The organism is Shewanella sp. N2AIL (assembly GCF_022690845.1).
Classification (GTDB): Bacteria; Pseudomonadota; Gammaproteobacteria; order Enterobacterales; family Shewanellaceae; genus Shewanella; species Shewanella baltica.
This window is the reverse complement of the sequence record NZ_JALBYT010000001.1, coordinates 256,543-269,588: the sequence shown is the minus strand read 5'-3', so window position 1 is coordinate 269,588 and position 13,046 is coordinate 256,543. Positions and strand designations below refer to the sequence as shown.

At 49.6% G+C, this 13,046-nt stretch carries 4 protein-coding genes; 3 read left to right on the top strand and 1 reads right to left on the bottom strand.

Annotation, left to right across the window (positions count from 1 at the left end; genetic code table 11):
• Positions 1-220: 220 nt before the first annotated feature.
• On the bottom strand, positions 221-1,114 hold the full coding sequence (locus MO387_RS01230; protein ID WP_107946947.1) for a 4'-phosphopantetheinyl transferase superfamily protein: 894 nt from the start codon (positions 1,112-1,114) through the stop codon (positions 221-223).
• A gap of 655 nt (positions 1,115-1,769) precedes the next feature.
• Between MO387_RS01230 and MO387_RS01225 the strand changes: the two genes are divergently transcribed.
• From MO387_RS01225 to MO387_RS01215, 3 genes are read left to right on the top strand one after another with little or no spacing between them, the layout of a single operon-like run.
• Positions 1,770-2,639: a helix-turn-helix domain-containing protein gene (locus tag MO387_RS01225; RefSeq protein WP_107946946.1), complete on the top strand. Its 870-nt coding sequence runs from the start codon at positions 1,770-1,772 to the stop codon at positions 2,637-2,639.
• Positions 2,636-10,720: a type I polyketide synthase gene (locus MO387_RS01220; RefSeq protein WP_107946945.1), complete on the top strand. Its 8,085-nt coding sequence runs from the start codon at positions 2,636-2,638 to the stop codon at positions 10,718-10,720. Before MO387_RS01225 ends, MO387_RS01220 begins: the two co-directional genes overlap by 4 nt.
• Complete coding sequence (locus MO387_RS01215; protein WP_107946944.1) at positions 10,717-13,029, top strand: PfaB family protein; 2,313 nt, start codon at positions 10,717-10,719, stop codon at positions 13,027-13,029. The genes MO387_RS01220 and MO387_RS01215 overlap by 4 nt, the downstream gene beginning before the upstream one ends.
• Positions 13,030-13,046: the final 17 nt, after the last annotated feature.

The following is a 13,046-nucleotide window of genomic DNA, read 5'->3' as shown; positions in this document are numbered from 1 at the left end:
ACTGCGTTTAAGGCTTTCGACAGAGCACCACTATGCCTTCAAGCCTTCGCCTTGTCTAAAGCGCGTTGAACTCCCGCTGAATGAACAGATATTTAATACGATTGGTATTAAACTGTCTGATAACAAGATAACGCGCAGAAAGAATTATGGCTAAACGCAATCGCAGATCTTAGCGGTTTAGGTGAGTTTACTGGCGCGAAGAACGCACCCTCTTTCGCCGTTAATAATCGGCAAGTAAGACTTCTATGCTGCTCAGCTGCGCGGTTAGCGTTATGGGAAGCGCAGCATTACCGGCATGCGCTAAGCTAACCGCAAAGCGATACTCCTCGGTCAAACGACCAAAGTGCGTCTGCCAATGCAAGGAGTCAGCTAAATCCAGTGTGTGTATTGGGATTTGTAGCGGGATTTTTAGCGAGATATGTGGATAAACATTAAGCATTGAAGCTACGCCGCAGGCTTGCCTCAATCCGGCATCTTGGCATGATAACTCAAGCGATTCTGCCGCCAATTGCTCAAACGGCTTAAGCTCAAAGGCAAAGGATTTGAGCGACTGCGCTAAACCTAAACCAGTCGCCTTAATATAGGACTCCTTTAGCGCCCATAAATCGAAAAAGCGCTGCCGCTGACTTGCTTCATCGGCGAGAGCGAGCAAGGCCGCGGTTTCTTGGGGAGAAAAATAGTGATTTAGGATTGGATAGATATCCGTCTTCGGCCGTGACCTTTCAATATCGACCCCAAATAAACCAGACACAACACCATGAAACTGAGCCACACCAATCAATAACCAATCGCCGCTATGGCTTAGGTTAAACTCGAGACCAGTTTGCAGCCGTAATGTCGCCGTTAAACTCGGTTTGCCCTTAGCTCCATATTCAAAACACCACTCATGTGGCGATAAATCCGCATATCGAGATAACACGGTCCGTAGCGCCGCCCTCACCTGTACCCCCTTTATTTGCGCCTTGGGATCGCGATAACGCCTGACCTTTGCGAGTTCATCATCACTTAACCAAGACTCGGCAAGTGATGTTTGCGCCGCTGAAATATCGTTCAGTGGAATAAAAAATAGATCCACATTCACGCCGTTTTTGCTAGATGTTAGAGAGTCGGTCATTCGAGAGCCTAGCTGTACAAAGCCCTGCGGCTGATGAGTTATCATTGTCTGACTTTTTGGGGAGCAGTTAGCAACATTCTTATCTGGGTTCATTATTGTCTAGGTTCATCATTATCTGAGTTCATTATGCATCTTAAATAGTTTCAACTAAGCCCTATTTCAATTCTTAGCCGCACTCTAATAAGAGCAATTCTTAGAACGACTATTAGCTCAATCCCAAGCGCAAATTTTTACTGCAATTGCGCCAAGATCCCCCCCAAAAAAATTAGCAGGTTTAGCCACACAGCCTCATTCATGGCTAAAGGGACGTAAGCCAATATTGGGCTATATTACCCCGATAACTCAAAAAAGCTGCCTTCATCGCCGCTACAAATATAATTCTTCCACTATCAAAGTATTAAACAGTCCAAGCGGTAAGCGAAAACCCAACATAACGCACAGAAAATACCATTACTCAGCGAAAGCCAATAAATTCCAGTCCCAGATGATTGTATCGACCCCGAACCTCAGGTAATCTGCATCCCCATTAAGTGACACAGATGATAAGCACAGGTTTTACTATGGGTGTCACGACATTAGTCATAAATGTCAGTCGTGACTCAGCCAACATCGCTTATCAGTCCCAATAGATTATGTCGGATGATAATTATTTTTAATGGCAACTCGCGACTCTCAATCTAAAGCGCCGTCATACGCCCCCAAGAGCACGACTCCAGTGGCGCAAAAAGACAGCACACCTCGGCATCGCAACGCCACCACTACGCCTGAAATGCGACTCTTTATCCAACAATCGGATCTGAGCGTGAGCCAGCTGGCAAAGATTTTAAATATTACCGAGGCAACGGTGCGTAAGTGGCGTAAGCGTGAGTCCATCAGCAACAGTTCGAACACGCCCCACCATCTCAACACGACGCTCACGCCGATGGAAGAATACGTGGTGGTGGGATTACGCTACCAACTCAGACTCACCTTAGATAGATTGCTCCACGTCACCCAAACCTACATTAATCCCAATGTGTCGCGCTCCGGCCTTGCCCGTTGTTTAAAGCGCTACGGCATATCGCGGCTCGATGAGTTTGAAGCACCACAAGTACCCGAACGCTATTTTAATCAATTACCTGTGACTCAAGGCAGCGATATCCAAACCTATACGCTCAATCCAGAAACCTTGGCCAAGGCGCTGGCTCTGCCAAGTACCGACGGTGATACTGTGGTGCAAGTGGTCTCACTCACCATACCGCCGCAGCTTACTGAGCAAGCTCCAAGTTCAGTGCTATTAGGCATAGATACGGCAAGTGATTGGATTTACCTCGATATTTATCAAGACAGCAATACTCAAGCGACCAATAGATATATCGCCTATGTCCTCCGACATGGGCCGTTTCATTTACGAAAGTTGCTCGTTCGCAACTATCACACCTTCTTAGCCCGTTTTCCCGGTGCCCATGGCACGCCAAAGACAAGCGCGGCTGAATCCCAAAACAAGGTCACCGTATCCAGGTCGACCCGTGGAGACTCTTTATGAGCCATACCCCTTCTGTACCTAATTCTGCGACTGAGTCAAAAAAAGATAAACGACTCAACAAACGTTTGAAAGATATGCCCGTTGCCATCGTCGGCATGGCCAGTATCTTCGCTAACTCGCGTTATTTAAATAAATTTTGGGATTTGATCAGCGAAAAAATCGATGCCATTACTGACATCCCAGACACCCATTGGCGCGCCGAAGATTATTACGATGCAGACAAAAGCAAAGCCGATAAAAGCTACTGTAAACGCGGTGGTTTTTTGCCTGAAGTCGACTTTAATCCCATGGAATTCGGTCTGCCGCCCAATATTCTTGAGCTGACAGATACCTCGCAACTGCTGTCGCTGATTGTCGCCAAAGAAGTGCTCGCCGATGCCAATCTGCCCACCGATTACGATCGTGATCGTATCGGTATCACGCTAGGCGTGGGCGGTGGTCAAAAAATCAGTCAGAGCTTGAACTCGCGCCTGCAATATCCAGTATTGAAAAAAGTATTCAAAAGCAGCGGCCTGAGCGATGAAGACAGCGAAATGCTGATCAAAAAGTTCCAAGACCAATATATCCACTGGGAAGAAAACTCTTTCCCTGGGTCCTTAGGCAACGTGATTGCAGGCCGTATCGCCAACCGTTTTGATTTTGGCGGCATGAACTGTGTGGTCGATGCTGCCTGCGCGGGCTCGCTTGCCGCTATGCGTATGGCGTTGACTGAACTGACCGAAGGTCGCAGCGACATGATGATCACCGGCGGCGTCTGTACCGACAACTCGCCATCAATGTACATGAGCTTCTCAAAAACGCCGGCCTTCACCACTAACGAAACCATTCAACCCTTTGATATCGATTCAAAAGGCATGATGATCGGCGAAGGTATCGGCATGGTCGCGCTTAAACGCCTTGAAGATGCCGAGCGCGATGGCGACCGAATTTATGCCGTCATCAAAGGCGTTGGCGCCTCATCGGACGGTAAGTTTAAGAGTATTTATGCGCCGCGCCCTGAAGGCCAAGCTAAAGCATTGGAGCGCGCTTACGACGATGCAGGTTTTGCACCGCACAGCATTGGTTTGGTTGAAGCCCACGGCACCGGCACAGCTGCAGGTGATGTGGCCGAATTCAATGGCTTAAAATCGGTATTCGCCCAAGGCAACGACACCAATCAACATATCGCGTTAGGTTCAGTGAAATCCCAAGTGGGCCACACTAAATCAACTGCGGGCACTGCCGGGGTGATAAAAGCCGCGCTAGCACTGCATCACAAGGTATTGCCTGCGACCATTAACGTCAGCCAGCCTAATCCAAAACTGAATATTGAAAGCTCGCCATTCTATTTAAATACCGAAACGCGCCCTTGGCTGCAACGCACTGACGGTACGCCGCGCCGCGCTGGCGTCAGCTCCTTTGGTTTTGGCGGCACGAACTTCCATCTTGTATTAGAAGAATACAAACCTGAGCACAGCCGTGACGAGCAATATCGTCAGCGCAGTGTGCCGCAGACGCTATTGTTTGCCGCAGCCAATAAAGCCGCGCTGCTTAGCGAGTTAAAAGCTGCGCTGAGCCAAAGTGTGAACACGAACGCGAATAAGAGCAGCGCTGCGAGTCTGAACGCTATCGCTCAGCAATATCCGCTACGCACACTGGCAAGCACAGATGCCCGTTTAGGTTTTGTGGCTAAGGATATCGCACAGCTGCAAGCTCAGTTAAATCAATCGATTGCGCATTTAGAAACCAATGCAATTGAAGCGTGGCAATTACCTTCTGGTATCAGCTACCGCTCTCATGCCTTAGTGGCTAAGAATGAATCAAAGAAAGTGGCCGCCCTGTTTGCCGGTCAAGGTTCACAGTACCTGAACATGGGCCGCGAACTCGCCTGCCATTTCCCAGAAATGCGCCAACAAGTGATGGCCAGCGATAAAGTATTTGCTCACCACGGCCAAACACCGTTATCCAATATCCTCTACCCTATTCCAGCATTCGATGCCGATGCGGTTAAAGCCCAAGAAGCGGCGCTGACCAATACAATGTTCGCCCAAAGCGCCATAGGCGCGGTTTCAATGGCGCAATATTCGCTATTAACTCAAGCGGGTTTTGCCCCCGATATGGTGGCAGGTCACAGCTTTGGTGAACTGTCAGCCCTGTGCGCGGCAGGCGTGATTTCGAGTGTTGATTACGTCGAACTGGCCTTCGCCCGTGGGCACGCCATGGCGCAAACGCCAAATGATACTGGCGCTCAAGTCGATTTAGGCAAGATGTTTGCCATCATCCTCAAACAAAAGAGTGATATCGATGCGCTTAATCGCTGTTTAGCTCAGTTTGATGGCGTTAAAATTGCCAACTACAACGCGCCGACACAATTAGTCATCGCAGGTGGCACAGAGCAAACTCAGCTGGCTGCTAAAGCCATTAGCGAACTGGGCTTTAAGGCGATTGCCCTGCCCGTCTCAGGCGCGTTCCATACCCCATTGGTTGGACACGCACAAAAGCCATTTGCCAAAGCCATTGATAAAGCTAAATTCAGCGCGCCTTCAGTCGCACTTTATGCCAACGGTACGGGTCAATTGCACCCAAGCGATGGCAAAGCCATTAAAGCAGAATTTAAACAACACATGCTGCAATCGGTTCATTTTAGCGAACAACTGCAGGCCATGTATGACGCTGGCGCCCGTGTGTTTGTTGAGTTTGGTCCTAAGAACATACTGCAAAAGTTAGTTGAAAATACCTTAGGTGAACACTTAAATGAGCTTTGCCTTGTCAGCATGAACCCGAATCCTAAGGGCGACAGTGACAGTCAATTACGCTTAGCCGCAGTGCAATTAGCCGTAGCCGGCGTGGCGTTAACTGAGGTTGACCCCTATCAAGCCGTCACGTCACAAGAAATTGCCGAACGTGAAGCGCCATCAGCGATGAACATCAAACTCACTGCCACTAACCATATTAGTGCTGCAACCAAAGCTAAGATGGCTAAATCCCTCGCCACAGGCAGCGTGACTAGCCAAGTGCAATATGTGGATCGCATCGTTGAAACGGTTGTCGAAAAAGAAGTCGAAAAAATTGTTGAGAAACAAGTCATCGTCGAAAAAGTGGTTGAAAAAATAATAGAAGTGGAAGCGAATCAAGTGGCAACTGTTGAAATGAAACAAACATCCCCAAGCGTGACGCAAGGCTTAAGCAATCACCAGCAACAAGCGACGGCGCAGTTGAGCCCAAGCGTCAGCGGCGATGCATTAACGGCATTTTTCAGCGCACAATCTCAAGCGGCGCAGTTGCATCAACAGTTTTTAGCTATCCCGCAGCAATACGGCGATACCTTCACGACACTGATGACTGAACAAGCCAAGATGGCAAGCCTTGGCATTGCAATCCCTGAAAGCCTGCAACGCTCGATGGAAATGTTCCACCAGCATCAAGCGCAAACCCTGCAAAGCCACGCCGAATTTATGCAACTGCAAAGCAGTAGCTGCCAAGCGGCCTTGGCCATGCTAAACAATGCGCCGATTAACTTTACTCCAGCAGTTGCAAGTCAGCCACGAGCAACTGCGCCGGCTCCTGCACCTGTTGCGGCAACGACAATGCCACATAATGCTGCACCAGTAGCGGCTCAGGCTGTTGCGACGAGACCAGCAGTTAGCACGCCTGTTGTGCCTGTTATGCAAACGGCTCCTGTTGCTTATGCGCCTGCTGCAACAGTACAAGTTGCGCCAGCAGCTCCTGTTGTAGTTATGCCAGAGATGACATCTGCGACACCAGCAACAAGCGGTTTAAGCGCTGCGTTAGTGCAACAAACCATGATGGCTGTGGTTGCCGATAAAACAGGCTATCCCACTGAAATGCTGGAACTTGGCATGGATATGGAAGCCGATCTAGGTATCGATTCGATTAAGCGCGTTGAAATTTTAGGCACAGTGCAAGACGAACTGCCGGGCTTACCTGAACTCAGCCCAGAAGATCTGGCCGAGTGTCGTACCTTAGGCGAAATCGTTGACTACATGAACAGCAAACTGCCAGCAGCGGGTTCAATTATCGTAGCGCCTATTACTGCTGCAAATGTGGCAACTCAAGTGGCAACAGCCGCACCTGCCGCTAACGGTTTAAGCGCTGCGTTAGTGCATGCTTCTGAAATCGAGAGCACCATGATGGCTGTGGTCGCCGATAAAACGGGCTACCCCACTGAAATGCTTGAACTCAGCATGGATATGGAAGCCGATTTAGGTATTGATTCTATTAAGCGCGTTGAAATCTTAGGCACAGTACAAGACGAACTGCCGGGTTTACCAGAACTCAGCCCAGAAGATCTGGCCGAGTGTCGCACCTTGGGTGAAATCGTTGACTACATGAACAGCAAATTGCCTGCGGCTGGCCAAGTTGTAGTTTCTACAACAGCACAAGCCGCGCCTGCCGCCAGTGGTTTAAGCGCTGCGTTAGTGCAACAAACTATGATGGCTGTGGTGGCTGACAAGACAGGCTATCCGGCTGAAATGTTGGAGCTCAGCATGGATATGGAAGCCGATCTAGGTATCGATTCAATTAAGCGCGTTGAAATCTTAGGCACAGTGCAAGACGAGCTGCCGGGTTTACCAGAGCTCAGCCCAGAAGATCTGGCCGAGTGTCGCACCTTAGGTGAAATCGTTAACTATATGAACAGCAAACTGCCAGCTGTGGGATCAGTTATCGTAGCAACTCATATGACAACTGCCGCGCCTGCCGCCAGCGGTTTAAGCGCTGCGTTAGTGCAACAAACCATGATGGCTGTGGTCGCCGACAAGACGGGCTATCCCACTGAAATGCTGGAACTCAGCATGGATATGGAAGCCGATCTAGGTATCGATTCTATCAAGCGCGTTGAAATCTTAGGCACAGTGCAAGATGAGCTACCGGGCTTACCTGAGCTGAATCCTGAAGATCTGGCAGAGTGTCGCACCTTAGGCGAAATCGTTGAACTCTTTTCGAAAGAAATAGGGAACAGCAAACTATCTGCGGTTGGCTCGGTTTCAGCTACAACAGCAGCGCAAGTCACTGTTACCGCTACAACAAATAATGGCTTAAGTGCTGAAAAAGTCCAACAAACCATGATGTCAGTGGTGGCCGACAAGACGGGCTACCCCACTGAAATGCTGGAACTCAGCATGGATATGGAAGCCGATTTAGGTATCGATTCCATCAAGCGCGTTGAAATCTTAGGCACAGTACAAGACGAGCTACCAGGCTTACCTGAGCTGAATCCTGAAGATCTGGCCGAGTGTCGCACCTTAGGTGAAATCGTTAGTTATATGCAAGGTAAGCTAGGCCAGAATGTAGCGCCAATTAGCGCTGTCGTTCAGCCTGAACCTACTATCGATTTGCCACCCCATGATTTACCACCACACAGTGAGGTGGTGCTAAAAAAGTTGCCAGCGGCGGCTGAGCTAGCGCAACAATCAGCACAAAAAGCTCTGCCACGCGTTTTTGCTAAAGATGCCTGCATTATCATTAGCGATGATGGTCACAATGCTGGCGTACTTGCCGAGAAATTGCATGCTCAAGGTCTAACGGTTGCGGTTGTGCGCTCGCCAGAAAGCCTTGTAGCCAGTGCATCACCGCTCAATAGCCACATTGCCAGCTTCACATTGGCGGCGATTGACGATGCCAGTATCAGCGCAGTAATTAATGAGATCAAAAGCTTAGGTCAGGTTGCAGGCTTTATTCATCTGCAACCACAACATAAAACCTCAGCCGATGCGAAAGGTTTAGTGTTGTCCAGTGCCGCCAAAGCGTCGGTCGAGCAAGCGTTCTTGTTCGCCAAGCACTTACAACCGCTTTTAACAACAGCAGCAACGGCCAATACTGACAGCAGCTTTATCAGCGTCAGTCGTATCGACGGTGGTTTTGGTTATCTTAACCACAGCCAAATTGCCCGCAGCGAGTTAAACCAAGCGGCATTGGCAGGTCTGACTAAAACCTTGAGCCACGAGTGGTCGAGCGTGCATTGCCGCGCCTTAGATATCGCGCCAGCACTTGATGCCAAACAACTGGCCAATGCGGTGATCGCTGAGTTATTTGCAACCGATAAGCTATTAGAAGTCGGTGTGAGTGAAAGTGGTGTGAGTGAAGCCGGCGCAACTGAAACGCTGGCACGCGTGACCTTAGTTGCAGGCAAGGCTGATACCCGCCACGGCGCAGCTAACTTAACGAGTGCTGATAAAATTCTAGTGACCGGTGGCGCAAAAGGCGTGACCTTTGAATGTGCCTTGAGTCTGGCAAAACGCAGCAAGGCGCACTTTATCCTTGCCGGCAGAAGCAGCCAACAAACCATTCCCACTTGGGCACAAGGTAAAAATAACAGCGAACTTAAAGCCGCTGCCATTGCCCACATTCAAAGCTTGGGCGAGAAACCCACGCCAAAACAAGTGGATGCCTTAGTATGGCCAGTTCAAAGCAGCCTAGAAATTGCAGCCGCACTAGAAGCCTTTTCCGCTGTAGGTGCCAGCGCTGAGTACTTAAGCCTCGATGTTAACAATCCAGACGCGATTGCCAGCACGATAGTGCCGATTACCGAGTTATCACCTATTACCGGCATCATCCATGGTGCGGGCGTACTCGCCGATAAACACATCCAAGACAAAACCTTAGATGAGTTAGCACGGGTGTATGGCACTAAGGTCACAGGCATTAGCAATCTGCTTGTCGCACTGGATTTAGATAAAGTAAAACTGATCGCCCTGTTCTCTTCGGCGGCGGGTTTTTACGGCAATACCGGCCAAAGCGATTACGCTATGTCCAACGACATACTCAACAAAGCCGCACTGCAACTGGCGCAGCAACTGCCAAATGCCAAAGTGATGAGCTTCGATTGGGGTCCGTGGGACGGCGGTATGGTGAACCCTGCGCTGAAAAAGATGTTTATGGATCGCGGTGTTTATGTGATCCCGTTAAAGGCGGGTGCTGAGTTATTTGCGAGCCAATTACTGAGCAACACAGGCGCACAATTGCTGGTCGGTACTGACATGCAAGGCAGCGCACCTCATGACGACACTTCTAATAAAGTGCAAGAGACTGAAGGTGGCAATCTAAAAAAGCCTGAAGCGGATCTGACCACTGACTCGTCGGGTCCGCATGTTTTGCCTAACGCTGTAAATCCAAGCGCAGTAAATATAAGCGCTGTAAAACTGCAGCGCACACTGGACCCTAAGGCAATGATCTTTATTGAAGATCATTGCATCAACGGTAATCCCGTATTACCGACTGTGTGCGCGATTCAGTGGATGCGTGAAGCCGCCTTTGATGTGCTCAAGCAGCCTGTCAAAGTGCAAAGCTACAAGCTGTTGAAGGGCATTATTTTCGACACTGTTACGTTAGCAAACGGTGCGTTAGAAAACGGCGCGCCCATCACGCTAGAACTTGAGCTTGCACCGATTGCGTTAACGGATAAAGCCGCGAAAGACACAGACGAGTGCTTGAGTGGACAATTCAGTGCCTTAATCAGCTTTGAAGGTCGTCCGCAATATCAAGCCATCTTAGTGATTGATGATGCGCCTAGTGATAACTTAGCCACTAATAGCAAAGCAACTGTCTTTGACGCGCATAGCTTGGCAGGACTTTCTGTCATCACAACCGCGAGCAGCATTTACAGCGACGGCACGCTTTTCCACGGACCAAGACTGCAAGGTATTGATTCTGTGGTGAAGTTTGACGATGCGAGCTTAGTCGCCAAGGTAAGCCTTCCACATGTTGCGTTAGCGGACTGCGGGAGTTTTGTGCCCAATCTGGCCCCTAAAGGCTCACAAGCTTTTGCAGAAGATTTGTTGCTGCAGGCGATGCTGGTATGGGCGAGACTCAAATATGGCGCGGCGAGTTTGCCATCAAGCATTGGTGAGTTTATCTCCCATGCGCCGTTTGCCTTTGGCGATAAAGGGTATCTAGTGCTCGAGGTGGTAAAACACTCTGGCCGTGCCCTTGAAGCCAATATTGCACTGTATCATCAAGATGGTCGTTTAAGCTGCGAGATGAACAACGCCAAAGTCACGATTAGCAAAAATCTTAACGGTGCGTTTTTAGCGAATAAAGTTGCTAATAAAAGCATTGAAAGCGTGGAGGCGAAAGTCGAGTGAACTTAGCCCCCCCTTTAGCTACGACCCATAGCGGCCAAGTTGAAACATCGATAGCTGACACAGCTAATGTCGACAAGGCTATTGCAGACACGGTTATTACTGAAAAGCTTGCCAAGCCACTGCGTATTGCAGTGTTGCTTGGCGATGCGGTCAACCTTGACTCTCACTCAGCCCAAGTATTAGGGACGTTTACTGAACGTGAAAGAGTTCAAATTTGCGCTGCCGATGCCAACCAATCGACAGTACATAGGCCGACAGCTCATGAACCAAAAGAGCATGAACCGTCAGTGTATGAGCAAAGGTCGCTCACTGCCTTGTTAGGCCAAGCAACAACAGCCATTGAGCAAGGCAAGCTCGTTGAACTTAAATTTGAGGATGGTAATCTACCCCAGTCTCTGTATTTGCTCGATGGTTTACGCGCCGCCAAACTGCGTCTTCACGCCCACGCGTTTATTGCTGGCTTTGCCGCTGGCAATGAGGTTACAGATGTTGCAAATGCGGCGACTGTTGCAAGTAAGGCGTTAGCGGCAGCAAAGCGCAGCCCAGCTCAAACCGTTCAACATCAGACTGTCGCCAACACTCTCAACGAGGCATTTGTTGCGCTGCGCCAAGGCGTAACCGCCCTCGCGGCGCGAACACAAGCGCCGCTTCATGGCGCTACTGATATAAAACAGACAAACAACACCAATCATCAAGCTGGCTATTGGTTTAGCGACCAACATCAAGCGCGGGTGTTGTGTCTAAATCTTGTAGCAAAGACGTCACATCAAGCGGATGAGTCTCGAAATCTAAGCCAAAGCCTAGTGCTGACCCAAGGCACACAACTCGCCGCGCCCAAAGCCCTTGTCGATGAAAACAGGCTGTTTGTGCCGATAAGTGGTGACAGTATTAATGAGCTAAAAGCAAAGTTGTTTCAGTTACTTAATTCACTAGACATTGGCGCACCAGACACGTCATTTGCATCACATCAACTCGCATTCTGGTTTGAACGCTATGATGCCAACGCGCCTCTGGCGTTAGTCTTAATGGCAGCATCGATTGATGACCTCAAACTTGAAGCCAAAGCCATGCTTACGGCGCTTGAAAATGATGCTATTCGTCATCATGGTCAACACTTTAAGACACCAGCGGGCAGCTGCTTTACCGCTAAGCCGCTAGGGGATGCGGGACTCACCTTTGTATATCCCGGCGTTGGCACGGTTTACGCCAATATGTTCAATAACTTGCATGAGTATTTCCCCGCGCTGTATCACCAGTTAGAACGTGAAGGCGATTTAAGCGCCATGCTGCAATCACCGCAGATTTATGCGGCAGATGTTAAAACCGCGGCTGGCATGAACCTAAGTCAGCAAGCAATTAGTGGCGTGGGTGCCAGTTATCTATTCACTAAACTATTGACCCAAGTCTTTAATATTAAGCCAAAAATGGCGCTGGGTTACTCAATGGGCGAAGCCGCCATGTGGGCCAGCCTAGATGTGTGGCAAACACCTCACGGGATGATCAACGCCACTGAAAATAGCGATATTTTCAACCATGCCATTTCTGGTGAGCTAACCGCAGTCCGCCGAGCATGGCAGCTTGCGGATGATGAAGCCATAGTGTGGAACAGCTTTGTGGTGCGCGCTGATAGCCATGAAATCAAGGCATTATTGCCAGAGTTTCCTCGTGCTTATTTAGCCATCACTCAAGGTGATACTTGCGTCATTGCAGGCTGCGAAGCGAGCTGTAAAGCCCTACTTGCCAAGTTAGGTAAGCGCGGGATTGCTGCCAATCGCGTCACGGCAATGCATACCGCACCTGCCATGCTAGTCCACGGGCAAGTACAAGATTTCTATACTCAAGCGCTAAAACCCGAGGCACTGAAACCTAAGGCGCTGAAAGCGGCGGCGCAAGATCTGCCTATTCGCTTTATCAGCGCAGCGCAAACTGCGCCAGTAATCGTGGATAGCAACAGCATTGGCCGCGCGATTGCCGATACCTTTTGTTCGCCACTCGACTTTAGTGCGCTCATTCAAAATGCCACTGAGCAAGGCGCAAGGCTGTTTGTCGAAGTGGGCGCCGATAGGCAAACCAGCACACTCATAGATAAAATTAGCCACGCCCACGCAAGCCAAAGCACTGCGAACGCGGCGACAGCCGCCATTGCTTGCAATGCCAAAGGTGCTGACGCGATCATCAGCTTACTCAAGTGTTTAGCTCAGCTAATAAGCCACAGAGTACCGCTTTCGCTCACGCCGCTCATTCAGTCATTAAGTGCTAACAAAACCCCTTTATCATCAGAAGTATCACCAGAAGGAGAACCCCAGTGAGTTCTCAGCATTCCCCT